The organism is Tateyamaria sp., assembly GCF_039945315.1.
Classification (GTDB): domain Bacteria; phylum Pseudomonadota; class Alphaproteobacteria; order Rhodobacterales; family Rhodobacteraceae; genus Tateyamaria.
On the sequence record NZ_JBDUXB010000061.1, the window covers coordinates 23632 to 48920 of the forward strand.

General features: G+C 57.8%; 26 protein-coding genes. 9 read left to right on the forward strand and 17 right to left on the reverse strand.

From position 1 onward, the window contains the following. The first annotated feature begins 5 nt into the window (after positions 1-5). The 4 genes from ABJD00_RS20240 to ABJD00_RS20255 are packed head-to-tail and all read left to right on the forward strand — an operon-like array spanning position 6 to position 4118. The gene (locus ABJD00_RS20240) at positions 6-989 is read left to right on the forward strand and encodes an NAD(P)H-dependent flavin oxidoreductase (protein WP_413830546.1); all 984 of its coding nucleotides are present in this window, start codon (positions 6-8) and stop codon (positions 987-989) included. Next, positions 982-2004 (forward strand): phosphotransferase family protein, encoded by a 1023-nt coding sequence (locus ABJD00_RS20245; RefSeq protein ID WP_413830548.1) that lies wholly within the window; start codon positions 982-984, stop codon positions 2002-2004. Before ABJD00_RS20240 ends, ABJD00_RS20245 begins: the two co-directional genes overlap by 8 nt. Continuing rightward, entirely contained in the window at positions 2001-3218 is a 1218-nt protein-coding gene (locus ABJD00_RS20250) for a serine hydrolase domain-containing protein (protein WP_413830550.1), read from the forward strand. Before ABJD00_RS20245 ends, ABJD00_RS20250 begins: the two co-directional genes overlap by 4 nt. A gap of 30 nt (positions 3219-3248) precedes the next feature. Then, positions 3249-4118: an acyl-CoA thioesterase gene (locus tag ABJD00_RS20255; protein WP_413830552.1), complete on the forward strand. Its 870-nt coding sequence runs from the start codon at positions 3249-3251 to the stop codon at positions 4116-4118. Here the strand turns inward: ABJD00_RS20255 and ABJD00_RS20260 are convergent. Beyond that, positions 4115-4879 (reverse strand): SDR family oxidoreductase, encoded by a 765-nt coding sequence (locus ABJD00_RS20260; RefSeq protein WP_413830554.1) that lies wholly within the window; start codon positions 4877-4879, stop codon positions 4115-4117. The two genes, ABJD00_RS20255 and ABJD00_RS20260, sit on opposite strands and share 4 nt — an antisense overlap. Before the next feature lie 128 nt (positions 4880-5007). Here ABJD00_RS20260 and ABJD00_RS20265 point away from each other — a divergent pair, with 128 nt between their 5' ends. Together ABJD00_RS20265 and kynU are read left to right on the forward strand one after the other, a co-directional pair. After that, entirely contained in the window at positions 5008-5847 is an 840-nt protein-coding gene (locus ABJD00_RS20265) for a tryptophan 2,3-dioxygenase (RefSeq protein ID WP_413830556.1), read from the forward strand. A 2-nt stretch (positions 5848-5849) separates the two neighbouring features. Further along, a complete protein-coding gene (gene kynU / locus ABJD00_RS20270; RefSeq protein ID WP_413830558.1) occupies positions 5850-7043 on the forward strand; it encodes a kynureninase in 1194 nt (397 codons plus the stop codon). A gap of 34 nt (positions 7044-7077) precedes the next feature. Here the strand turns inward: kynU and ABJD00_RS20275 are convergent, their stop codons facing one another. The 13 genes from ABJD00_RS20275 to ABJD00_RS20335 form a co-directional block, all read right to left on the reverse strand. Then, positions 7078-7632 (reverse strand): 6-phospho-3-hexuloisomerase, encoded by a 555-nt coding sequence (locus ABJD00_RS20275; protein ID WP_413830560.1) that lies wholly within the window; start codon positions 7630-7632, stop codon positions 7078-7080. 727 nt (positions 7633-8359) lie between these two features. Then, the gene (gene phoB, locus ABJD00_RS20280) at positions 8360-9049 is read right to left on the reverse strand and encodes a phosphate regulon transcriptional regulator PhoB (protein ID WP_413830562.1); all 690 of its coding nucleotides are present in this window, start codon (positions 9047-9049) and stop codon (positions 8360-8362) included. 4 nt (positions 9050-9053) lie between these two features. Continuing rightward, positions 9054-9764: a phosphate signaling complex protein PhoU gene (phoU, locus tag ABJD00_RS20285; RefSeq protein WP_413830564.1), complete on the reverse strand. Its 711-nt coding sequence runs from the start codon at positions 9762-9764 to the stop codon at positions 9054-9056. A 10-nt stretch (positions 9765-9774) separates the two neighbouring features. Next, a complete protein-coding gene (gene pstB / locus ABJD00_RS20290) occupies positions 9775-10572 on the reverse strand; it encodes a phosphate ABC transporter ATP-binding protein PstB (RefSeq protein WP_413830566.1) in 798 nt (265 codons plus the stop codon). Between the two features lie 11 nt (positions 10573-10583). After that, complete coding sequence (pstA, locus tag ABJD00_RS20295) at positions 10584-11915, reverse strand: phosphate ABC transporter permease PstA (protein ID WP_413830568.1); 1332 nt, start codon at positions 11913-11915, stop codon at positions 10584-10586. After that, positions 11915-13387 carry a phosphate ABC transporter permease subunit PstC gene (gene pstC / locus ABJD00_RS20300; protein WP_413830570.1) on the reverse strand — a complete coding sequence of 491 codons (1473 nt, stop codon included), beginning with the start codon at positions 13385-13387 and terminating at the stop codon, positions 11915-11917. Before pstC ends, pstA begins: the two co-directional genes overlap by 1 nt. A 115-nt stretch (positions 13388-13502) precedes the next feature. Then, on the reverse strand, positions 13503-14543 hold the full coding sequence (locus ABJD00_RS20305; protein WP_413830572.1) for a substrate-binding domain-containing protein: 1041 nt from the start codon (positions 14541-14543) through the stop codon (positions 13503-13505). A gap of 135 nt (positions 14544-14678) precedes the next feature. Continuing rightward, positions 14679-15737: a sensor histidine kinase gene (locus ABJD00_RS20310; RefSeq protein WP_413830574.1), complete on the reverse strand. Its 1059-nt coding sequence runs from the start codon at positions 15735-15737 to the stop codon at positions 14679-14681. A gap of 12 nt (positions 15738-15749) precedes the next feature. Continuing rightward, complete coding sequence (locus ABJD00_RS20315) at positions 15750-16937, reverse strand: trans-sulfuration enzyme family protein (protein ID WP_413830576.1); 1188 nt, start codon at positions 16935-16937, stop codon at positions 15750-15752. After that, complete coding sequence (locus ABJD00_RS20320) at positions 16934-17257, reverse strand: hypothetical protein (RefSeq protein WP_413830578.1); 324 nt, start codon at positions 17255-17257, stop codon at positions 16934-16936. Before ABJD00_RS20320 ends, ABJD00_RS20315 begins: the two co-directional genes overlap by 4 nt. Beyond that, positions 17257-17784: a gamma carbonic anhydrase family protein gene (locus ABJD00_RS20325; RefSeq protein ID WP_413830580.1), complete on the reverse strand. Its 528-nt coding sequence runs from the start codon at positions 17782-17784 to the stop codon at positions 17257-17259. Before ABJD00_RS20325 ends, ABJD00_RS20320 begins: the two co-directional genes overlap by 1 nt. Beyond that, positions 17781-18434, reverse strand: coding sequence for a guanylate kinase (gmk, locus tag ABJD00_RS20330; protein ID WP_413830582.1), 654 nt, complete (start codon positions 18432-18434; stop codon positions 17781-17783). The genes ABJD00_RS20325 and gmk overlap by 4 nt, the downstream gene beginning before the upstream one ends. 4 nt (positions 18435-18438) lie before the next feature. Then, positions 18439-19380 carry a YicC/YloC family endoribonuclease gene (locus ABJD00_RS20335; protein ID WP_413830584.1) on the reverse strand — a complete coding sequence of 314 codons (942 nt, stop codon included), beginning with the start codon at positions 19378-19380 and terminating at the stop codon, positions 18439-18441. A gap of 185 nt (positions 19381-19565) precedes the next feature. On the opposite strand from ABJD00_RS20335, the gene ABJD00_RS20340 reads away from it, so the two are divergent. After that, entirely contained in the window at positions 19566-20264 is a 699-nt protein-coding gene (locus tag ABJD00_RS20340; RefSeq protein ID WP_413830586.1) for a PAS domain-containing protein, read from the forward strand. A 74-nt stretch (positions 20265-20338) separates the two neighbouring features. On the opposite strand, the gene ABJD00_RS20345 is transcribed toward ABJD00_RS20340, so the two are convergent. Next, on the reverse strand, positions 20339-21712 hold the full coding sequence (locus ABJD00_RS20345) for a class II 3-deoxy-7-phosphoheptulonate synthase (protein WP_413830588.1): 1374 nt from the start codon (positions 21710-21712) through the stop codon (positions 20339-20341). Between the two features lie 188 nt (positions 21713-21900). On the opposite strand from ABJD00_RS20345, the gene ABJD00_RS20350 reads away from it, so the two are divergent. Both ABJD00_RS20350 and ABJD00_RS20355 read left to right on the forward strand, forming a co-directional pair. Then, the gene (locus ABJD00_RS20350) at positions 21901-22905 is read left to right on the forward strand and encodes a GlxA family transcriptional regulator (RefSeq protein ID WP_413830590.1); all 1005 of its coding nucleotides are present in this window, start codon (positions 21901-21903) and stop codon (positions 22903-22905) included. Positions 22906-22973: 68 nt separating this feature from the next. Further along, positions 22974-23171, forward strand: coding sequence for a hypothetical protein (locus ABJD00_RS20355; RefSeq protein WP_413830592.1), 198 nt, complete (start codon positions 22974-22976; stop codon positions 23169-23171). Here ABJD00_RS20355 and ABJD00_RS20360 read toward each other — a convergent pair. Next, positions 23149-23877 (reverse strand): RlmE family RNA methyltransferase, encoded by a 729-nt coding sequence (locus tag ABJD00_RS20360; protein WP_413830594.1) that lies wholly within the window; start codon positions 23875-23877, stop codon positions 23149-23151. The genes ABJD00_RS20355 and ABJD00_RS20360 overlap by 23 nt on opposite strands. Before the next feature lie 53 nt (positions 23878-23930). Then, positions 23931-25055, reverse strand: a complete 1125-nt coding sequence (locus tag ABJD00_RS20365; protein WP_413830596.1) for a Ppx/GppA phosphatase family protein — start codon at positions 25053-25055, stop codon at positions 23931-23933. Positions 25056-25289: the final 234 nt, after the last annotated feature.

The window sequence follows — 25289 nt, forward strand, 5'->3', positions numbered from 1 at the left end:
AAGTCATGAGCACGTTGCCTGCCGCATTGCAGGGGCTTCGCATTCCAATGATTGCTGCGCCCTTGTTCATCATTTCCGTCCCAGAATTGGTGATTGCCCAGTGCAAGGCGGGTATTGTCGGATCGTTCCCAGCGCTTAATGCGCGCGAGGGTGAGGGTGAGCCGCCATTGCTCGAGGCATGGCTGACACAGATCAGCGAGGCGCTGGACCGACACAATCAGGACAATCCGGATCGCCCTGCAGCGCCCTTTGCCGTCAATCAGATTGTGCATCGGTCAAACACACGACTTGAGCGTGATCTGGAGATTTGCGCGCGCCACAAGGTGCCGATTTGGATCACCTCGCTGGGCGCGCGTGTCGAGGTGAACGAGGCTGCACATTCGTGTGGCGGCGTCGTGTTGCACGATGTGATCAACAACACCTTTGCGCGCAAGGCCATCGCCAAGGGCGCTGACGGGTTGGTCGCTGTGGCCGCCGGTGCGGGGGGGCATGCGGGTCAACAATCGCCCTTCGCCTTGATCTCAGAAATCCGGACGTGGTTTGACGGGCCGCTGGCGCTGTCTGGCGCCATCGCAACAGGGGACGCGCTTTTGGCCGCGCGCGCCATGGGGGCCGATTTTGGCTATGTCGGATCTCCCTTTATCGCCACGGATGAGGCCAATGCACAGAGTGATTACAAGCGAATGATCGTGGAGAGTGGGGCAGAAGATATAGTCTATTCTTCTTTGTTTACAGGGGTTTGGGGCAATTACTTGCGCGGATCGGTTGAGAATGCGGGCATGGACCCGGATAACCTGCCAGAGGCAGATGCGAGCGCGATGAATTTCGCAGATGGATCGTCCAAACCCAAGGCGTGGAAGACAATCTGGGGCTCGGGCCAGGGGATCGGTGCAATCACGTCTGTTGGCCCTGCGGGAGCCATTGTGGATCGTATGGCGGCAGAATACGCGGAGGCACGGGCACGGTTGGCGGGGGGAACAAATGGCTGATACGCAGACACTCGATACTGATGCTGTCAGCACCTATTTGCGCGATCGCTTGCCCGGTTTTGACGCGCCGATAGAAGCGATCAAGTTCGAAAGCGGTCAGTCCAATCCGACCTTTCTGTTGAAAACTCACGCGGGCAATTATGTGCTGCGGAGAAAGCCGCCGGGGCAACTGCTGAAGTCAGCCCATGCGGTGGACCGCGAATTTCGCGTTCAACGTGCGCTGAAGGGCAGCGCGGTACCTGTGGCCGATGTGCATGTGCTGTGTGAAGACGCCAGCGTCATCCGATCAGATTTTTACGTGATGGATCACGTGGCCGGCCGGAACTTTGACGAGCCTTTGATGGACGGCGCCATTGAGGCTGAGCGTGGCGCTGTGATCGACGACATGAACCGGGTGCTTGCGGCGCTGCATGATGTGGACATCGCCGCTGTGGGTCTGTCGGACTACGGGCCTCCCGGAAACTATCTTGAGAGGCAGGTGTCGCGCTGGTCCAAGCAATATGTGGCGACGCAAACGCAGGAACTCCCGGACATGGACAGGTTGATGGCGCGTCTGGCGGCCGAAATGCCTGCCGATGACGGTCAGCGCACGCTGGTGCATGGCGACTACCGCATCGACAACATGATATTTGAGGCGGACGGCACGCGCTGTCTGGCTGTTCTGGACTGGGAATTGAGCACGATCGGGCATCCCTTTGCGGACCTCGCGTCTGTCATCATGCAATGGCAACTGCCGCCCGGTCTGCAAGGAAGGGGCCTGATGGGCGTGGATCGCGCCGCTCTTGGGCTGCCTTCGGATGCGCAATTTGTTGCGGCCTATTGTGAACGGCGCAACCTGCCGCCGATTGAGGATTTCGGATACTACCTCGGCTTTTGCTTTTTCCGCATGGCGTCAATTATTCAGGGCGTGTTGCGCCGCTCGCTGGATGGCAATGCCTCGAACCCGGCCAAGGCGCGCCAGTTGGGGGCGCTTGTCCCGGTCTTTGCCGAAAACGGGTTGAAGGCACTGAAATGAGGGAAGGGCGTCTGGCACTGGACCTCAAGCGGCTCGAGCGCATTCGCGGCTGGGCGGATAGCTATATCACGGCGCGCCGCTTTGCCGGCATGTCCGTGTTGGTCCTGCAGGACGGGCAGGAGGCTTTGTTTGATGCCCGTGGACTGCGGGATGCCGAGGGCGGCAGGCCTTTTGAGCGCGATACGCTGGCCCGCATCTATTCGATGACCAAACCCATCACCTCGCTGGCCCTTATGACCCTCGTCGAGGAAGGGTGTTTGCATCTGGATGCGCCGATTTCACGCTTTTTGCCTGAGTTTGCTGACCGGCATGCGCTGATCCCGGGCGCGTCGGACCTTGGTCAAACAGAACCCTGCGCCAATCCCACATTGCATCAGATTTTGACCCATCGGTCAGGCCTCAGTTATGCCTTTAACCCGGGCCTCGTACCGCAAGAGATGGCGGCACGTGACCTGACCTTCGCACCCCGCGCTGGGACGCTTGCGCAGACCTGCGAGAAGCTCGCTGAATTGCCGCTGGCCTTTGCGCCGGGCGCGCGTTGGGAATATTCGGTCGGGATCGATGTGATCGGGCGAGTGATCGAGGTGATCACCGGTCAATCCCTGGCCGAAGTATTTCAGACCCGGATATTTGATCCATTGGGTATGACAGAGACCGGATTTGCCGTTCAGCAAAACCAGCTGGGCCGATTTGCATCGCTCTACACACCGCTGGCCGGCGATGCGATGGATCTGAATGCTGCGGTAACGGGCGATGAGAGTTTGCGTCTTGTCGACGATGCCGAGGCGTCGCCTTTTGCCAACCCGACATGTCTGAGTGGAGGCGGCGGCCTCGTCGGGACCATCGACGACTATGCCCGATTTGCCGAAGCGATGCGAGTGGGCGGGCAGGGAATTGTGTCGCGCGCAACAGCTGCATTCATGATGCAGAACCACTTGCCGGGCGATATCGCGAGCTTGGGGCCGTCCAGTTTTGCCGAGCAGCCCATGCGGGGTGTGGGCTTTGGCATTGGCGGCGCTGTGGTGCTGGATGCGGCGCGCAGCGGGGTGCCGGGGTCGGTAGGGGACTTCAGTTGGGGCGGCATGGCCTCGACGTTTTTCTGGATTGATCCGGTCCATGACCTCACCACGGTGCTATTTACCCAGCTCAGCCCGTCCTCGGCCACGCCTGCGCGGGCCGAGTTGAAGGCGCTGGTGCATGGGGCGCTGATGTGACAGGCAGGGCCCAGTGATGGAGAAATCTAGATGAGCGATGCCCACGAGACACTGCTGAACCTGCTGCAAGTTGAACCGCTTGAGGTTGATCTGTTTCGCGGCACCGGGCAGGGGGGCGAGACGCCCACGCGCATCTTTGGCGGTCAGGTGATAGGGCAGGCACTGGCTGCGGCGTATCAGACGGTCGAGGAACGGCTGTGCCATTCGCTCCACGCCTATTTCATTCGACCGGGCGATCCGGAGACCCCCGTGATCTATCAAGTCGACCGCGCACGGGACGGGGGCAGTTTCACCACCCGCCGCGTCGTTGCGATCCAGAAGGGGCGGCAGATCCTGAACATGTCCGCCTCGTTCCAGGTCGACGAAGAAGGATGGAGCCATCAGCACGCCATGCCGCAGGTCGAAGGACCCGAAGAACTGGCGGACCGCGAAACCCTGCGGGCCACTGTAGCGGATCGTATCCCGGAAAAGTACCACGCGGAGTTCCTGCGCCCGCGCCCCATCGACATCCGCGAAGTGGCACCGCGCGACTTTTTCACACCCGAACCTGCAGATGACGTGAACCACCTGTGGTTCCGGATGGCCGCCGCAAAAGGGATCAGCCCTGCATTGCAGCACTGCCTTCTGGCCTATGCCTCGGACATGAACTTGCTTGGCTCCTCCTTGCGGCCGCATGGGCAGACTTGGTTCACCGGGCAGGTGATGTCAGCAAGCCTTGATCACGCCATTTGGTTTCATGGGCCGGCGCAGTTTTCAGACTGGCACCTCTACACCATGGAAAGTCCATGGTCGGGAGGCGGGCGTGGCTTTAATCGGGGCATGATCTACAACCGAGATGGCACGCTAATCGCTTCGGTCGCTCAGGAAGGGTTGATCCGACCGATCAAGCCGAAAGCCTAGTTAGAATAAACCCGGTTCAGCTTGCGCATCCCGCCGATCCATCTGTCGTAGTCCGCTGCCTTGTGCCGCATGTAATCCAGCACGCCGGGGTGGGGCAGAACCAGAAATGTCTCGGCGCGGATGGCCTCGACGCAGGCAGTCGCGATCTGGTCAGGTTCCAGCAAGCCGTCAATTGCGGCGACGCCATCCTCAAACCCTTCGATCATTGCTGTACGCACCGCCTGAGGGCACAGTACCGACACCTTAATCCCGTCATCACCGTGGGTCATGGCCAACCATTCGGCCAATCCAACGGCGGCGTGTTTGGTGACCCCATAAGGGGCCGCCCCAATCTGGTTCAGCAACCCGGCTGCAGAGGCCGTGTTTAACAAATACCCACCACCTCGCGCCACCATACGGGGCACCACATGCCGCGCGGCCCAGACATGGGCCATCACATTGACGTCCCACAGCCGCTGCCAGTCGCCATCCGTAGCCTCGGCCCCGCCGGGTGCATACACGCCTGCATTTGAGCAAAACAGATCAATGGGGCCAATCCGATCTTCGACGTCTTCGATCATACTGGCAATTTCATCTTCATGCGAAACATCGACTGTGAATGAAAAGCCATTGATTTCATTAGTTACTGATGCCAATGCACCTGCATCCCTGTCGACACACACGATGGCCTTGACCCCGTGCGCGGCAAAAGTTGTGCACAAGGCGCGCCCTATGCCGTTGGCAGCACCCGTCACCACGATCGTCTTGTCTTTCAACTCCATGCCCGTTCCCCGAATTGTGCAGGCGCAGTCTATCGTCGCAAAAGGTGTGGGCAACGGGTATGTGGTCATTCAAACCTTTCAGTACCCTCGTGCCGTGTCCCGGTATGCCCGAAAACAAGAGGACAATCATGACTGATCAAGCTTACGATCCTGAACGTGATGGTGCCAAAATGCACTTCAAAGACGCGATGTCCTATGGGGATTACCTGCAACTTGACGGATTGTTAGAAAAACAACACCCGATCAGCATCGCTCATGATGAACTACTGTTCATCATCCAGCACCAGACGTCAGAGTTGTGGATGAAACTGGCCATTCACGAAATGGGCGCAGCGCGGGATGCTCTGATTTCTGGTTACATGAGTCACATGTTCAAGATGCTGGCACGGGTGTCGCGTATCTTTGAACAACTCAACAGCGCATGGGATGTGCTGCGTACAATGACGCCGGCGGATTACACAACCTTTCGCGAGGCATTGGGGCCATCTTCAGGCTTTCAGTCGCATCAGTACCGTATGATCGAATACATGCTTGGTAACCGAAACCCCAACATGCTCAAACCGCATGCCCATGTGCCTGCTTATCATGACCTTCTGGCGGCGGAACTGGCGCGGCCCAGCCTCTATGACGAGGTTGTGCGGCATCTGTTTGTGACCATAGACGGATCGGGGGCAGGGGTGCCGTCTGCACGACTTGATGCTCCCCATGCAGCGAACCCAGACATTCAGGCCAAATGGAAGCTGGTCTATGAAAACGTGGACACGTATTGGACACTGTATGAATTGGGGGAAAAGCTGGTGGATCTTGAGGATTACTTCCGCCGCTGGCGGTTCAACCACGTGACCACAGTGGAACGGATCATCGGATTCAAGCGCGGAACAGGGGGCACATCGGGTGTGTCCTACTTGCGCCGTATGCTTGACGTCGAGCTGTTTCCCGAACTGTGGCACTTAAGAGGAGAGTTGTGAAAATGGGCGTATCGCTGCCAAGAAAAGAGATGTTCGATATCCCTGAGGGGGTCATCTATCTTGACGGAAACTCATTGGGAGTATTGCCCAAAGGAGCCGTTGAACGTGCCAGTTCCGTCATCCAGAATGAATGGGGCGGCCAGTTGATCAAGGCGTGGAATACCGCAGGTTGGATGGCGTTGCCAAGCGAAGTTGGAGACACGATTGCCGGGCTTATCGGCGCGCCGGAGGGGTCGGTTGCCACAGGCGATACACTTTCGATCAAAGTCTATCAGGCGCTTGCCGCCGCTCTCAAAATGCGCCCAGACCGGCGTGTAATCCTGTCTGACAGCGGCAACTTTCCCAGTGATCTTTATATGGCCGAAGGGCTGATCAAAACCATCGACAAGGGTTATGTGCTACAAACACCTGCGCCTGAGGACGTGTTGGAGGCAATCTCGGACGAGGTGGCCGTGGTGATGTTGACGCAAGTCGATTACCGGACGGGTCGCATGCACGACATGAACGCGATCACCGCCGCTGCACACGCCGTCGGAGCCGTGATGATCTGGGATCTGGCGCATAGTGCAGGTGCGGTGCCGGTGGATGTTGCTGGCTGCAACGCGGAATTCGCTGTCGGCTGCACCTATAAATACCTTAATGGCGGGCCGGGCGCGCCGGCGTTCATCTATGCGCGCCCCGACATAACGCTTGGTCTCGAACCGGCTCTTTCCGGGTGGTTGGGCCATGCTGCGCCATTTGCGATGGAGCAGGCCTATCGACCTGCTATGTCAACCGAACGGCTGCGGGTGGGCACACCTTCGGTTGTGCAACTGTCGATCCTGCAAGAAGCACTGCAAGTGTGGGAGGGGGTCGACATGGCCGACCTGCGGGCTGCATGTGTCGCGCTGTCGGAAACGTTCATTGCAGAGGTCGAGGCGCGCTGCCCGACGCTGCGCCTTGCTTCACCGCGCGACGCAAACATTCGCGGCTCGCAAGTTTCCTTCGCTTTTGAACACGGCTATCCCGCGATGCAGGCTTTGATTGAACGTGGCGTGATCGGAGATTTCCGCGCGCCCAACATCATGCGCTTTGGCTTTACGCCGCTTTATCTGGAGGAGGCCGAGATCATCCGGGCCGCGGAGATTGTCGAAGAGGTGATCAACACCGAAGTCTGGCGCGAGCCAAAGTATCAGGTGAAGTCGCGCGTCACGTGAGAACAATACAAACTGGCGGGCAGGGCGCGGCACACTATTCCATATTCGTGTGGCGCGCTCTGGTCGCTTCGGCTGATGTTCCCAGGATCAATTTTGTGTCTGCAACGATCCACTCGCACAAAAAGAACAACGCGCCCTCGTAAGCTGACCCCATGGGCAGAATGTCATCTTCTGCTGTTTGGCCGTCATTTGCCATGGTTTGCGCTTGCAGCGTGAGGACAAGGTCAACTTCATGTGCGCCTGACGTGTCGCTTTGTGCGGTGAGCAGAACAACGGATGCGCCTGCTGATTTGGCTGTCTTGATGTGGGCATTCACCGTCGCCACACCACCCGGACCAGACGAGACAATCAAAAGTCCGCCTTGCGTAAGAGCAGGCATCGTTGTTTCGCCAACATAGCCAACGTTGAGACCGAGGTGAAACAGACGCATGGCAAGCCCGCGCATCTGATATCCTTCGCGTCCGCACCCATAGACGCCAATCGTACCGGCGGTTGCAATCATGCGACATGCTGCGTCCACGGATGACTGGTCGACGGAGCCAAGCACGGTTTCAACATTCTTCAGGGCGAAGGACACTCGCTCATTCATTTTGGTTTCCTGTTGTTGCGGTGCTTTCTGAAACACTCAACAGTGTCTTAGCAGATTTTGCACGCAAACCTTTGCTTGAGGATGCACCGCTGTGAACGCTGTTGCGGATAGCGATAGGGCGTTCAATGCGAGTTGACGCGCAGAGAGACGCTTTGGTGTCCTGACGCCCCGCCAGAGTACATCCATAAATCCTATAATCCACATTATGTTATTATTGGGTATGGATTGCGCAGCATAGTTGACGGCCAATTAACGGGTGCTGGCACAGAGCTTGAGCGAAAGCGCACACAATATCTCTGCCCCTTGGGACAAGTTTGAGCATGCCGTATTGGTTTCTTCAAACATCGACGCGTTTTGCTGGGGTGCTGCACAGGCTTATGCCACGGAAGCATTTGAGGATAAAATGTCCTGCGGTACCTTTTGATATTGTTGCCAATTTCAAACTGTTGTTTGCAATGGCTGACTCTATGGTGACCAGTTCGGTTACCGTCTTGGGTTTTCTCGTCGAACCTGCATCAACTCTGTACAAGGCGTTTTCAACATGCGCGTCGGATAGCATGCCGCGACTTACTCAAGCGTCAGTGATGGCAGATGGACCGGCTGCGTTTGTTTTGAACATTAGGTAAGGTGGAATAGGTCGCCACCACATTGAAGATGTTCTTTTCGATCTCAAAGAACAATTATAACAATGCATTATAGGGTAAAGTGGATGTGTTGGAAGCGCACCCTACCCCAATGCATACCCGGCACCACGCACCGTCCGCACGGGATCATCGCCACCATGTTGCGTCAACGCTTTTCGCAAGCGGCCGATGTGCACATCTACTGTCCTCGTATCGACGTAAATGTCGCGGCCCCATACTCGGTCCAACAATTGTTCGCGGCTCCAGACTCGGCCCGGTTTTTCCATGAACGTGCTGAGTAAGCGGAATTCCGTTGGACCAAGCTTCAGCTCATCCGGTCCGCGCGTGACCTTGTGGGTTTCTGAATCCAAAATTATATCATCAAAATCAAGTCGTTGACCCACAGTAGACGGACGAACTCGGCGCAACTGGCTGCGCACACGGGCCATCAACTCGAGGACTGAATAGGGTTTGACCACATAGTCATCCGCGCCTGTTTCCAGCCCCCTTACCCTATCCACCTCTTCCGCGCGCGCCGAGAGCATGATGACGGGTATTGAGCGTGTCTCGGGTTTGATTTTGATGCGGCGGCAGATTTCTATGCCGGATAGGTTAGGCATCATCCAGTCCAAAACAATGATATCTGGTGCGTCCTCGTGGATGAGCAGCAGCGCCTCTTCTCCGTTTTGTGCTTGGCTTACCGCAAAGCCTTCGGCTTCAAGGTTATAGGCCAATACTTCGCGCTGTGCCGGTTCGTCTTCTACGATTAGGACGCGAGGCTGATCAGCGGACATGTGTTCAGCCTCCTTGAGCTTGCACGGACGTCTTGTCGCCCTTGCTGCGCGCTTCGTCAGGGATCGATCCGGTAACGAGGTATACGACCTGTTCAGCAATCGATGTCACGTGATCGCCCATGCGTTCTATATTCTTCGCTATGAAATGCAGGTGCATGCATGCGGTGATGTTGCGCGGATCTTCCATCATGAAAGTAAGAAATTCGCGAAACAGCGCGTTGTACATCTGGTCCACTTCAATATCGCGGTCGATTACGTCCTGCGCCAATTCGGCGTCGCGGGACACATAGGCGTCCAGTGCGTCCTTGAGCATCCGCTCAACTTCTTTGGCCATGCGACGCAAGGCGCCTGCGCTGTCGTCAACGGGTGCCAGTTGCGACAGGACACTGGTGCGCTTGGCGAGGTTTTTTGCATAATCCCCAATGCGTTCGAGGTTGGCGCTCACCTTGATCACGGACAGAACAAGACGCAAATCAATCGCTGTGGGCGCACGCAGTGCAATCACGCGTGCTGCTTCTTCGTTAATGACTTCTTCGAGGGCGTCGATGGCCTTGTCGGCGCGGCGCACGGCCTCGGCGCGCTCTTCGTCGCGGGTTTCAAGGCTGATCGCAGCTTCCAGAATAGCGTTTTCGACAAGCCCGCCCATTTTCATGATCTGGGCCTGAATCGCTTCAAGGTCGCGGTCAAAGGCCGATGCGATGTGTTGATCGTTCATTTTGAACTCCTTAGCCGATGCGGCCAGTGATGTAGCTTTCCGTGCGTGGATCGACGGGATTGGTAAAGATGGTGCCGGTCTCGCCGTATTCGACCAGGTTGCCGAGGTGGAAGAATGCAGTCTTCTGGCTCACTCGTGCAGCTTGCTGCATAGAGTGCGTGACGATGACGACCGAGTAGTTCTTGCGCAATTCGTCAATCAGTTCCTCGACCTGCGCCGTGGCGATCGGGTCAAGAGCCGAGCAAGGTTCGTCCATCAGCAGAACTTCGGGTTCTGTTGCGACAGCGCGTGCGATGCACAGGCGTTGCTGTTGCCCGCCAGACAAACCCGTGCCGGGTGCATGCAGGCGGTCTTTCACCTCATCCCAGATAGCTCCGCGACGCAGCGACTTTTCAACGATGTCGTCCAGATCCGCCTTGGACCTGGCGAGGCCGTGAATGCGAGGGCCATAGGCGACGTTGTCGTAGATCGATTTGGGGAACGGGTTTGGCTTTTGAAACACCATGCCCACTTTGGCGCGCAACTGCACCGGGTCGACCTTGGGATCATAGATGTCTTCGGTGTCGATCCGAATGTCGCCTTTCACCCGACACACATCAATTGTGTCGTTCATCCGATTGATACAACGCAGAAAAGTTGACTTTCCGCAACCAGACGGACCAATGAAGGCCATTACAGTCTTGTCGTCGATGTCGACACTTACATCCTTGATAGCGTGGTTGTCGCCGTAAAAGACCTGTACGTCCCTGGCCGCGATTTTGACCTCGTTTGTGTCCACGTCTCTCTCCACAATTCTCATGTCATTCATGTCTTTGCCCCCTACCAGCGGCGTTCAAAACGGCGTCGCAAGATCACGGCAATTGCGTTCATTGTAATCAGGAATAGCAGGAGGATGATGATACCGCCCCATGCTTTCTCGTAAAATCCGGGATCCGCGCGGCTCGCCCATGTGTAAATTTGGGCAGGCATGGCCGAGTTGGCGTCGGTAAAGCCGGACAGGAACCCTTCTGGGTATTCGCGCGCAACAAAGCCGACCATTCCAATCAGCAGCAGCGGGGCCGTTTCCCCAAGCGCCTGCGCCAGTCCGATGATTGTCCCGGTCAGGATACCCGGCATCGCCAAGGGCAACACATGGTGGAATACCGATTGCATCTTGGAGGCCCCTACCCCCAAAGCCGCATCGCGGATCGACGGCGGCACAGCGGCCAGTGAGGCGCATGTTGAGATGATGATTGTGGGCAGCGTCATTAGTGTCAGCACAAGGCCACCGACCAGTGGTGCGGACTGAGGCAAGCCCGCGAACTGGATAAAGACGGCCAGACCAAGGATACCAAACACGATGGAAGGCACCGCCGCGAGGTTGGAAATGTTCACCTCAATAAGGTCAGTCCAGCGGTTCTTGGGTGCAAATTCCTCAAGGTAAATCGATGCAGCGACCCCAATCGGCAGCGACAGGAATAGCACCACCAGCATCATAAAGAAGGACCCGATCACTGACGCGCCAAGGCCCGCACCGCCGGGGTTGTCGACGCCAGAATCCGTGCCAGTGATAAAGTTCCAGTTGAAGGCGCTGTGGATGATCCCAACCTCTTCCAGCGCATCCACCAGATCAAGGTCAGAGGCCATCAAAAACCGGCTGTCCACGATATTTTCCCGCGTCACCCGGCCGTTGAAATAGCCGTCCACACGCGAGGATGCGGCCAGTTCGAACGAAACCGGCGTGCCGACTCGATCCGGGTTTTCAAGGAAATAGCTGCGAATTGTACCACCTGGCTTGCCCACGATCCGTTGGATGGCTTTGTTGTCGAAGGCGACTTCAAGTCCGCTTTCTTCAAGCTGGCTTTGCAGCGCATTCACAAAGATCTTTTGATACTCGCCCGTCTTGAGCATCTTGCTCTCGGCTTCTTCGAACGGCTCTTGGGTGAGCACGAATTCGATATCCATCACCGTCTGTGTAAAGGCGGGAATGCCAGAGCGCAGGATCGAGGCGAACAAGAACATCAGAAACAGCAGGCCCACGGCAATAGCCGCAACACCGTACATCCGAAACCGCGTTTCGGCAGCGTTGCGCTTGCGGGTGCGTGCATCCAGAACGGACAGGCTCGATCTCTTGGGTTTGGCTTCTGCGGGGGTCATACTTGCGTCAGTCATCAGTCGTACTGCTCCCGGTATTTGCGCACGATATAAAGGGCAAAGACGTTGAGCCCGAGCGTCAGAACAAAGAGGGTCATGCCAAGCGCGAAGGCCACCAGCGCCTCTGGAGAGGCAAAGTCTGCGTCGCCAGTCAGCTGGCTTACGATCTTGGCAGTGATGGTTGTCATCGCTTCGAACGGGTTCAGCGACAGGCGGGCTGCGGCCCCTGCCCCCAGAACCACGATCATCGTCTCACCAATGGCGCGGCTGGCCGCCAGCAGGATCGCACCCACGATGCCCGGCAGGGCCGCGGGCAAGATCACCTGACGGATGGTTTCGGATTGCGTGGCACCCAGGCCATAAGAGCCGTCGCGCATGGCTTGGGGCACCGCATTGATGATGTCGTCAGACAGCGAAGACACAAAAGGGATCAGCATAATCCCCATCACAAGGCCGGCCGTCATTACCGCCGTGCCGCCCTGCATCCAGCCGACAGTGTCCTTGCCGAACATTGACACCAAAAGTGGACCAACAGTGAGCAGAGCAAACAGCCCGTAAACAATTGTCGGGATGCCGGCGAGGATTTCGATCAGTGGCTTGGCGATGCCGCGCACGCGCGGGCTTGCATATTCAGACAGATAAATGGCTGAAAACAGGCCGATGGGCACGGCCACCAGCAGCGCAATGATGGAGATATAAAACGTACCCCACAAGAGCGGCAGCACCCCAAGGTCAGACGCCCCGCCCCGTCCAGAAAAACTGGGCGCCCATTTCGTGCCAAAGAAGAAGTCGGCAGCCGGATACAGTCGGAAAAACTCAATCGTGTTAAACAGCAACGCAAACAGGATGCCGATGGTTGTCAGGACCGCGATTGAAGCGGCGCAAATCAACAACGCCAAAATTCCGCGTTCCACTGTGTTGCGTGCCCTGAAATTCGCGTCAGAACGGGATACGGCCCATCCTGCGCCACCCAGTGAGACGACCAGCACAACAACCGTCATAATCAAAGACCCGGTTGCGTTGAGAGTGCGGTAAAGCTGTGCGCCGCCCAACACCTCGGCGCTGACGTCTGATCCAAGGGCGACGCCAACTTGGCCAAGGCTTTCACGCACATCAGTTGTTTCACTGCTGATCGCTGCGGCCTCATCACGTGTCATCGCCCCTTGGGCCACAGCGACGTCCAGACCGTCCGCCACGCGGCGCACATCGCTCATCACAAGGCCGATGGAACTGCCCTCGGTCACGACACTGTCGGGCAATGTCGCCAGAACCCGGGAATTGACAAAAAATGGCTGGCCCAAAAGCCAGACGATCAGAACAGCAGCCGCTGGGACTATGGCCCACATCGCCACGTGGGATCCGTAGTAGATTGGCAGGGAATGGAGATCACGGCTGTCACCGCCTGCGCTTTGTAGTGCGCGGCTGCGCCCTGTGACAAAGCCAACGGCAGCAATGGCGAGAATGATCAAGACGAGCCATGTAAGCGGCATGTCGGCTCCAATCGTCGTAGTCAGGTGGCAGAGTGCCCGGCAGATAGGCGGTGTGTCTGTTGTGATAGGGGGCGGCGCAAAACGCCGCCCCCGTTTTCGTTACGGTCAGATTGGCTTAGCTGCCGCCGCCCATTGGTGTTTCGGCAGCAACTGTCGCTTGGGTCGCCGACAGCTCTGGGTCAGCAACAAGACCGTAGGCCGCCAATGGGCCATCAGGTCCGGCAAGCTCGTCGGCAACGAAGAATGAAGCGAACTCTTTGAGACCGGGGATCACGCCGATGTGCGCTTTCTTCACGTAGAAGAACAGTGGGCGCGACACAGGGTATTCACCAGTCGAAATGGTTTCAGTGGAAGGTGCAACACCGCCCATTGTCGCCACTTTCAGCTTGTCTGTGTTGTTTTCATAGAACGCGAGACCGAATACGCCGATGCCGTTAGGGTTGGCGTCGATGCGGGCCAGTGTTTCTGTGTAGTCACCGTCGATGTCGACTGAACCACCGTCCTGACGCACATCGATACAGGCATCTTCTGCGTCATCTTCGGACATGCCGGATGCGATCATCGCTTCCATTGCGCCTGTGGCTTCACAGCCTTCCAGCAGCACTTTGTCTTCGAACACTTCGCGTGTGCCGTGCTTGGTGCCGGGGATGAAGGCGACGATGTCTGACGCTGGCAGGTCGCTGTTGAAATCCGCCCACTGTTGATGTGGGTTGTCGACGATGGCACCGTCCACAAGAACCTTGGCACCAAGAGCATTGAAAATGTCAGCAGGTTGGAATGCGGTGTAGGCCGGGCCGTTGATTTGGCTCGCGAACACAATGCCGTCATAGCCAATGCGCACTTCGATGATGTCGGTCACACCGGCTTCAGCGCAGGCTTTGATTTCTTTTTCGCGGATTTTGCGGGATGCATTCGCGATGTCGATGGTGTTTTCGCCAACACCTTCGCAGAACCGCTTGAGGCCCGAGCTTGAGCCGCCGGATTCAACAACTGGAGTTGGGAAGTCGAAGTTTTCGCCAAAAGCTTCGGCGACGATCGACGCGTAAGGCAGGACCGTGGAAGATCCGGCAACCTGAACCTGATCACGTGCCGTAGCCGTTGTTGCGGCCATCGCCGAGAGTGTCAGCGCGGAAGCTGCAAGTTTCACAAAGGACATGAATGTCTCCTGTTTGAACATTTGTTGGTGATCCCCCCCATGGGAATCTTGCGGCCCGTCTATGGACCCCGCGCAATGCTTTTGTGACACTTGCGTAACAGTTTTATGACAGAGGCAAAATTATCCTCACGTCACTCAAACATTTTCCTGAACCGGCAGGATGACGGTAAAGGTCGCCCCCTCACCAAGTTCGCTTTCGACGCGCAGTCTGCCGCGGTGGCGGTTGATGATATGCTTGACGATGGCAAGCCCCAGACCCGTTCCACCAAGGGCGCGGCTGCGGTGATCGTCTGCGCGATAGAACCGTTCAGTCAGGCGCGGAAGGTGCACAGGGTCGATCCCCGGGCCATAGTCGATGACCTGCACCCGCGCTCCGGGCGCGCGCAGGGCAGCTTCACGTGGGCTTGTGGTCATCTTAACGGTGATCCGTCCCCTGGATCCGCCATACTTGATCGCGTTTTCGGTCAGGTTGGTAAAAACCTGTTTCAGTTGATCACTGTCCCCGATCATGTGCACGGGCGTTTCTGGCATTTGGATGTCAAAGGTCACGCCCGCCTCGCTTGCCAGCGGACGTAAGGTGCGCAGGGTCGATTCAAGCACATCATTGAGGACCACGCTTTGCGTTGGCCGCACCCGTTCGTCGCCTTCCACTCTGTTGAGGGACATCAGGTCGCCGACCAGCCGGTTCATCCGCTCTGCCTCATCCTGCATAATGTTCAGAAACCGCGTCGATGCCGCTGCATCATTACGCGCGGGGCCGCGCAAGGTCTCGATAAACCCCATGAGCGCTGTCAGCGGCGTACGCAGTTCGTGGCTGACATTCGCCACAAAGTCGCGCCGCATCTGGCCGGCTTGCTCTACATGGCTGACGTCTTCAAACGAGAGCAGCACGGCCCCTGCCCCGTCCTGCCCAACATCGCGCACGGGCCTGCAACTGACCCGAAGGGTGGTGTCCTGTGCACCATCGTTGCTGAGGTATCTGGTCGTGCGTGGCGTGCGATCTGTCAACGTTGCCTCGATGGCGTCGAGCAGCGCGGGCTGGCGCAGGATGGTGACGTAGTTGCGCCCCTTGGCTTGTTGGCCGATCAGGGTCAGGGCCTCCGTGTTGGCTGCAATGATCCGTTCGGTGCTGTCGATCGCAAGGCTGGGCAGCGGGATCGCGGCCAACAGGGCGTCAAGGATGTCATCGCCCATCTCGCAACTCGTCTACGTCGTTGCGGCCTGTACGGCGCTTGTAAACACGTCACACAGGGCGTCCGGGTCTTCAAGACCAACAGAAACGCGAAAGAATCCTTCGGACATGCCGAGTTCTGCCCGTTTTTCCGCCGTCAGTGCGCGGTGCGAGGAAGACGCGGGGTGCGACAGCGTGGTGCCCACATCCCCAAGCGTGGGGGCAAAGCTAAGGCCCTCAGCGCCACGTGCCAGCGCATTGGCTGCCGCCCGCGTGCCTTCGATCTCAAAGCTGACCATGTTGCAGTACTGACCCTTAAGCAGTGCTTCGGCCCGTAAGTGATCTGGGTGGTCGCGGCGTGCTGGGTAGATGACACGCTTGACGCCTTTGAGGGTGCCAAGGTGTTCGGCCAGTTTTGCGGCTGTGGACAGTGCCCGATCAAAGCGCAATTCAAAAGACAGCATGCCCCGCTCTGCCAGCCAGCAATCAAAGGGGCTGGGTGACATGCCCGCGGTCACGGCGAACACCCGCAATCGGTCATTGAGCGCCTTGTCCTTGGCGGAGACATAGCCAAGCATAACATCCGAATGTCCCGCCAACAGCTTGGTTACGGAATGGATGACGATGTCGGCACCGTGGTCGTACGCCTTAAAACTGCGCGGCGTGGTAAAGGTGTTGTCCACCACGAGCAGAATGCCGGTTTCCTTGGCCAGCGCGGATAAGCCGAGGATGTCGGCCACACGCAACGTTGGGTTCGACACAACCTCAACGAGGATCATCTTTGTTTCGGGACGGATGGCTGCGCGTACCGCTTCGACGTCACCCGGATCGACCATAGAGGTGGCAATTCCAAGCCGCGGCAAATCCTCGGCCATCATCCGCAAGGAACGGCCATAAAGCTGATTGCCCCCGATCACGTGATCTCCGGCTTTGGTCAGCCCCAACAAAACGGCGGAGACAGCCGCCATCCCGGAGGAAACGACGACGCCCATATGCGGGGCCCCTTCCATCGCATCGATGGTACGCGCGACCACATCTGCGTTTGGATGACCCTCGCGGCTGTATGTGTAACCGTGCAGATCCCCTTCGTACTGTGCATCCAACATGTCCGGCGTGTCCGAAGCATAAACCACAGAGGGCGACAGTGGCGTGGCCACAGGGCGTGAAGCACTTTCTGGCAGCGGTACGGGACGAATAAGAGACCCGCGGTCGTTCTTGGTCATTCCAGAAACTCCGTGTGGTAGTTTGGCGTGCTAAAGGTGATGTCGATGCTCATCCAGCAGGGGCGTGGCAGAAATTTGGAAATGGCGGCGACCACATCGCGCTGCAGGGCGGCCACGAACTGCGCGTCGCGGTGCGGTTTTGACAGCAGCGACAGCGTGGCCTTGAAATTTGTGTGGTGGAACTGGGCTGCGGGATAGGCACGTCCTTTGGTGTCGCCCGCTTCGGAGTCATAGGCCAGAATGATTGCCTCGACCTTTGCCAGAATTGCGGGCACGTCGATGTCCAGATCATCGGAGTAGTGCAACTCGCAATGCGGCATCAGCCCGTGACCATTGTCATGGTGTCGCGAAAGCGGCGCATGTTGTCCTGATAATGTAACGCCGAGGCGCGCAGGCCCTGAATGGCCGCTTCGTCAAGTTCGCGCACGACCTTGCCTGGCATCCCCATAACCAAAGAGCCATCAGGAATTTCCTTGCCTTCGGTGATCAGTGCCCCTGCCCCGATGAGGCAGTTGTTGCCGATCTTGGCTCCGTTCAAAACGGTCGCCCCCATTCCGATCAGCGTGTTATCTCCGATCGTGCAGCCGTGCAGCATGACCTTGTGCCCGATTGTGCAACCCGCACCGATTGTGAGCGGAAAGCCTGCGTCGATATGCATGACACAGTTTTCCTGAACGTTAGAGCCTTCACTGATCCGAATCTCTTCGTGATCGGCGCGAATTGTGCAGCCAAACCAGATGCTTGCAGCGCGTTCTAAAACCACTTTTCCAATGACGTTCGCATCAGGCGCAACCCACGTATCCTCATGGATTTCGGGACTGTCTGTACCAAGGGCATAAAGGGTCATTTTAGCTCCTCAAACTGGGTTTGCAGGTCGCGCACGTGATCCGTCAGGTCAGGTTGTTGCAATCGGCGAAGGCGTGTCGCCTGAATGATCGTTTTCAGCTGCGCTTCGGTGTGATCGAGGGTGTCGTTGACCAGCACGAAATCATAGGAATCCCACCGGCTGATTTCATCCCAGCTTTTGCGCATGCGCTTTTCGATCACGTCTTCGCTGTCCTGATTGCGTGCCACCAAACGGCGGTGCAATTCGGTGATGGACGGGGGCAGTAAGAAAATCGACAGGGTGTGCATCCCCAACTCGGAGTTACGGATTTGCTGAGCCCCCTGCCAATCGATGTCAAAGAGCACGTCGCGCCCCTGCTCGATCGCTTCGGAAACAGGGCCTTTGGGCGAGCCGTAGAAGTTGCCAAACACGTGGGCGTGTTCGAGCATTTCCGAGCGCTTGACCGATGCTTTGAAGTCATCGACGGACACAAAATGGTAGTGTTCTCCGTCCTCTTCGCCCGGTCGTGCATCCCGGGTGGTCGAAGACACTGAGAAAACGATGTCGTTGTCCCATGCCCGCAGGCGGTGGGCCAACGTACTTTTGCCTGCTCCTGATGGCGAAGACAGAATGATGAGAAGTCCGCGGCGCTTGCTCTGGTCGGTCGTCATAGGTCTATTCCACGTTCTGCACTTGTTCGCGCATCTGGTCGATCAACGCCTTGAGCGCCAATCCGACGCGTGTGAGATCGGCGTTTTGCGCCTTGGAACACAAGGTGTTGGCCTCGCGATTGAACTCCTGCATCAGAAAGTCGAGCTTGCGGCCCACGCTCCCGCCCTCATCCAGCAAAAGACGGGCTGCGCCGACATGAGTGTAGAGACGATCGATCTCTTCGGTGACATCTGCCTTTACGGCCAGCAGCGCGAGTTCCTGAGCGACACGGTCCGGCTCAGCCCCATCGGTGTTGTCCAGAACACGGGCGAGGTTTTCCTTAAGTGTGGCGGCAACTTCTTCTTTTCGAGCCTCAGCCAATGCAGCGGCCTCTTTCGTCAGCGTTGCAACCTCGTCCAATTGAGCGATTAAAACAGCCCGCAACGCGGCCCCTTCGTTTTGGCGCATGGCGTCGAATGCCTCCAGAACCTCTGGCAACTCGGCCACCAGCGCTTCGCGCAACGGCGCGGGATCGTCTTGCGTCACGCTTTGCTCCAAAACACCGCGCATCATCGCAATATCGCTGGCGCAGGATGGGGCAAGAGACAGCCCCTGCTCCATCGCCTCGGCCTCGATATCAAGAAGGGATTGAACCGTGGCTTTCATCTGGTTGGTATTCAGGGTCACGGACGCGACGGCGTCGTCCCGCGACAGGCGCAGGGATAGTGTCACGTTGCCCCGTGCAGCGCGCGTCAGAACCAAAGGGCGCAGCGCCGCCTCAAGCCCGTCGATCCAGTCGGGCACGCGGAGGCGCACGTCCAGCCCCTTGCCGTTGACGGATCGGACATCCCAGGACCAGCGGAACGGCTCAAGCGCGCCGTTTGCTGCAGCAAATCCCGTCATAGAACGGATGACATGTTCTTGTGTTTCTGCGCGCCCCTGGGCGCCGGGCGATACCTTGGTCATACCAAAGCGTTTAGGGTCTGTGCCCGGAGGGGGCAAGCCAAACCCTGCTGCTTTGTCGACGGGGGCGGATTAACCAGTTGTTAAGTTTTGACCTGCGATTGAACCGCATTTGATACATATTGGCGCCAACCCAGACAGGAAGCTCTGCATGCTTCGCCCACGAAATGGACTGCGATACTCAAATCATGGACAAATCAGATAACAGCCCGCACAATATCGCTAATATGACAGAGTTTCGTGCAGAAGTTGGTTACTCCGCTATTTCCCAGGTTGAGGCCTATTGGGAAGGTTTGCGCGGTGCGCGCCTTGTCCCGAAACGGTCTGAGATTGATCCGCGCGGTATCGAGTCCGCTCTGGAATATACATTCGTTCTGGAGCGCATTGCGCCCGGTATGGCCCGCATCCGTATCGCAGGCAGCCACCTGAGTGATCTAATGGGAATGGATGTGCGCGGGATGCCGCTTACATCGCTGATCACGCCGCCCTGTCGTCGTCAGATCAACGATTTGCTTGAAGACGTTTGCCAGCGCCCAGCAGTGTGCGAAATGCGCCTGAACGCAGAGATCAGCATGACAAAACCACAGTTGGAGGGCCGTTTGCTGTTGCTGCCACTAAAGAGCGATCTGGGCGATGTCAGCCGCATTCTGGGTTGCCTCGTGGCGCAGGGCGAAATCGGAGACACCCCGCATCGCTTTGATGTTGTTGGGGCCAAGATCCGCTCAGTCACTGCGCCCTCTACACTGCCAGTCGCACATGCGCCGGCATCCAAAATCGTGGAAGCCCCGCAACCAGCTGAAGGTTTTGCTGAGCCTGCGCGATCCTTTAAATCTCATACGCCGCGTGCGGACGTGCCGTATCTGCGCGTGGTCAAGTCAGACGACTGACCATCACACTTCGCAAAACAAAAAAGCGCGAAGGGTGATGACCCCTCGCGCTCTATTTCGTTTTAAATTGAGGTTTAGCTGGCTGCCCGTGCCCCGCCCCGCGCGCGACGCAGGTTCGAGAGTTCTTCGGCGACCAAGAACGCCAACTCCAGTGACTGCGAGGCGTTCAGGCGCGGATCGCAGGCTGTGTGATACCGATCAGACAAGTCCTCGTCCGTTACGGCACGCACACCGCCCGTGCATTCGGTCACGTCCTGCCCCGTCATCTCGAAGTGAACACCGCCCGGGATGGTTCCTTCGGCGGCGTGCACCCCAAAGAATTCGCGCACTTCGCGCAAGACCGACTCGAACGGCCGAGTCTTATACCCTGTGGAAGACTTGATAGTGTTGCCGTGCATCGGATCGCAGACCCAAGTGACGTTTGCACCCTCTTCCTGCACGGTCTTGATCAGGCGCGGCAGGTTTTCACCAGCGGCTCCTGCCCCAAAGCGTGCGATCAGGGTCAAACGTCCCTCTTCGTTGTTCGGGTTCAGTTTGGCCATAAGAGCTTTGAGGTCTTCGGACGTCATCGTTGGCCCGCATTTGAGGCCAATGGGGTTCTGCACTCCGCTTGCGAAATGCACATGGGCCCCGTCAGGTTGACGTGTCCGATCCCCAATCCAGATCATGTGCCCGGACCCGGCCAGCCACTTGCCAGAAGTGGAATCGACACGTGTCAGCGCCTCTTCATATTCCAGCAGCAGTGACTCGTGACTGGTGTAGAATTCCACGGTCGAGAATTCGTGCGTGGTGTCAGCATCGATGCCGGCAGCTGCCATGAAATCGATTGTGTCCTGAATGCGCGTGGCAATCTCACGGTACTTTTCGGCCTCAGCCCCTTCTGCAAACCCAAGGGTCCACGAGTGCACCATGTTCATGTCAGCATACCCACCGGTCGAGAAGGCCCGCAGCAAGTTCAGCGTGGCCGCCGCCTGAGTGTAGGCCTGCAGCATCTTCTTCGGATCAGGAATCCGCGCCTCAGGCGTAAAGTCCAGACCATTGATGATGTCGCCGCGGTAGCTAGGCAATTCGATCCCATCGATCGTCTCGGTCGGAGCCGAGCGTGGCTTGGCAAATTGGCCGGCCATGCGGCCCAGTTTGATCACCGGCACTTTGGCGCCATAGGTCAGCACCATCGACATTTGCAGCATCACCTTGAACGTGTCGCGGATGCCATCTGCGCTGAACTGATCAAAGGCCTCTGCGCAATCGCCCCCTTGGAGCAGGAACGCATCCCCGCGCCCGGCATCAGCCAGATGTTTGGTCAGCCTGCGTGCTTCGCCTGCAAAAACAAGCGGTGGATACTTGGAAAGCTGCGCCTCAACCGCGTTCAGGGCCGCAGCATCGGTATAATCGGGCATCTGTACCCGGGGCAGAGTGCGCCAGTCAGATTTTGTCCAATTGCTCATCGTCTCTCTCCGAAAAAAATGTTGGCGTTAACGCCAGCGAACCCCCCTATACAAAAGGTGTGCGCACGTGACCATATCATAATTGCGACCACTTGACCTAGGGTTTGGCCCATGCTCAAGGTGCGCGTCACCAACAACGAGCGGGCCCGGTCGACCTGATACCCCCGCCAACTTAGGATCCCGCCGCGATGTCGATCACGCGCCACGCCACCCGGACCCATCCCCAAGGGGATCAGCCAAAACGTTTTGTGTTCGTGCTGCTGAACAACTTTACCTTGCTGTGTTTCTCTGCTGCGCTTGAAAGTCTGCGCATTGCCAATCGGATGGCGGAGAAGGAACTGTATAGCTGGCGTATTGTCGGCGAAGGCGGTGATGTGGCCTATTGCTCGGCGGGCACCGGTTTCAAGCTGGACGGGGATCTGGACGAGGTTGGCCGTGACGACACAATCATGATCTGCGGCGGCATTGACGTCCAGGCGGCTACAACCAAACGTCTGTTGGGTTGGTTGCGTCGTGAAGCGCGCAAAGGGCCGGCTGTGGCCGGGCTTTGCACGGCCGCCTATTCGCTGGCCAAGGCGGGTTTGCTTGATGGCAAGCGCGCGACGATTCACTGGGAAAACCAGGATAGCTTCACCGAGGAATTCCCCGAGGTTGAGTTGACCAAATCTGTCTTTGTGGTCGATGATAAACGCCTGACCACAGCCGGCGGGACGTCCTCGATCGACTTGATGCTGAAACTGATCGCAGACGACAACGATGAACAACTGGCAAATGCGGTGGCTGATCAGCTGATCTATTCCTCGATCCGCACTGATCAGGACACGCAACGTTTGTCTGTACCCACCCGCATCGGTGTGCGTCACCCTAAGCTCAGCCAGGTCATTCAGATCATGGAGCAAAACATCGAAGAGCCGATCAGCCCTTCGATTTTGGCCAAGGATGTGGGTATGTCCACGCGCCAGTTGGAGCGGCTCTTCAGACGATATTTGAACCGTTCTCCAAAGCGTTACTACATGGAGTTAAGGTTGCAAAAAGCCCGCAACCTGCTGATGCAGACGGACATGAGCGTGATCAATGTGGCTCTGGCCTGCGGGTTTGCCTCGCCCTCGCATTTCTCCAAATGCTACCGCGCCCACTATGACACCACGCCATACCGTGAACGCGGCACGCACGCAGCGCGTCTGTCAATCTGAAGCTCAAGGTCTGAAATTCACCACATTACGTCCCTTTGCCTGCCCCAATGAACGGGTAAGCAAAGTCCATGACGTCGTCTGATCCAGAAAAGCCACGCCACCTGCGTCTGTTTGAACTGATGCGTCAGCGCGATGTGGCGCTTGATCGCGCGTCCGAGGCCGAAGAGCTGCGTGGCAGGCGTCTCGAACCTTCTGAGCTTGAGCGTGTTCAGCAAATTGCCCTGCGCTCGTTCCCCAAGGCCTCTATTCGTCCAACGCGCCCTTAAATCCCGTCGCTACGACGAATTTTTCTGAACTGTCCGCGCGCGAGGCAGGTGGTTTGACGTTGGCGACCTTGGTGAACCGGCGCTTGAGCAGCTGTTGCAGGCTGCCTTCGGCGCCCCCTGCGAGGGTCTTGGCCACGAATGTCCCACCCTCTTCCAGAACATCAAAAGCAAAGTAAGCTGCCGCTTCGCACAGGGCGATGATACGCAAATGGTCGGTTTGTTTGTGTCCCGAGGACGAGGCTGCCATGTCCGACATCACGACATCCGCTTTGCCGCCGAGCCAATCTTTGACTTTTAGGTCAGCGTCGTCTTCCATGAAATCGAGCTGGTAGAGTTCGCAACCCGCAATCGGTTCCATTTCCTGCAAATCGATTCCCAGAATGGTACCCTGAGACTTACCTGACTTTTCACCAAGCACGTTGCATCGTTTCACAGCAACCTGACACCACCCTCCCGGAGCGCAACCCAGATCAACAATGCGCGCGCCCGGCACGAGAAAGCGGAACTTGTCATCCAGCTCGAGGATTTTGTAAGCCGCGCGTCCGCGGTATCCTTCGGCCTGCGCGCGTTTGACGTATGGGTCGTTCAACTGGCGCTGCAACCAGCGGGTCGAGGACAGTTTGCGACCGCGGGCCGACTTGACCTTCACCTTCAGGTCGCGCTGCCCGCGCCCGGATGTATTCTTTCCTGTGGGGGTCTTGGCCACGTCATTCACCCTTGTTTGCTTGCGTCAGCCGATACAGTGCGCCAGCGGCTACATCAAGCCGACTGCTCGTCAAGCACGCCATCGGCGCTCATCTGTGCGTAAAGCAATCCCTCGCGCAGGCCCCTGTCGGCGACCGACAGGCGGTCTGTCGGCCAGCAGCGCATCAGCGTCTGCAATATCGCCGCCCCCGACATGATCAGTGCGTGCCGGTCCGAACCAATACGCGGGTCCGCACGGCGCCCGCCTGGGCCCATCTGCAGGTAGGACCTGATGACTGTATCGATCTGTTCAGTGGACATGCGTAACCCGTCAACCTTCGTGCGGTCATAGCGTTTCAGCCCCAGATGCGAGGCTGCAACGGTTGTGACGGTGCCCGATGTACCAACAATCTGGAACCGCTCGGTTGGTTCGGTGGCGTGATAAGGAGAGAAGCTCGATAGGTTTTCCTCAAAAAACCAGCTCATCAACGCAAAGCGCGCAGCATCATCATCCACATCGTTGAATTGCTCGCGCAACGTGGCAACGCCCAATGGCACACTTATCCAGTCGACCACGCGGGCTTCGGGTACTTCGCTAACTGCTTTTTTGAACCCCGAATGAAGGCGCATAATCGCTTGTGGGCGGTCAGGCCTTGGAACTTTGGACAGGTCGATCCAAACCAGTTCCGTGGATCCGCCGCCGATATCGACCACCAGCAGATTTTCTGTCTTTGGGCTTACCAAAGGGGCGCAGGACACCACCGCCAGCCGCGCTTCTTCTTCTGGTTCAATGATGTCCAGACGAAGACCGGTTTCGCGGTGCACACGGTCGATGAACTCAACCGCATTGAAGGCCCGCCGGCACGCTTCTGTTGCCACCAGACGCATGCGGTTCACGTTGTGACGCTTCAGCTTTTGCTGGCAAGTGCGCAGCGCCTGAACGGTGCGCGTCATCGACCCGCGCGACAGTTTGCCTGAGCGTTCGAGCCCCAAGCCCAGCTGTACGGATTTAGAAAAGCTGTCGACAACATGAAAGCCCGCGCCTCGCGGCTCGGCAATCAACATGCGACAACTGTTCGTGCCCAGATCAAGCGCGGCATAAAGCTCAGGCGATCCAGGGGCACGCGGCACGGGCTTGGCCCTCTGATCGGAGGGCCGGTGGTCTATCGCGCCCGCACCTTCGGGACGCTTTGGCGCCATCTTTCGCGCCTTTCAAATCGAGTTACCCCAACGATAGGTCGCGGATGGCATTCGCGCAAGTGGCTTGCGGTGACGGCAGTCCGCTTCATGATGAACATGAGATATCCGACGTTTACCGGGGTGCATATTTACGCCTAGATAGGGGGCGGCTGAGCTATGCAGGCCTGCCAAGTCGCAACAGCTTCTACATTTGTCGAAAACGAGCCGCGCCCGGCCCGCGCTGTGCCCTATCAC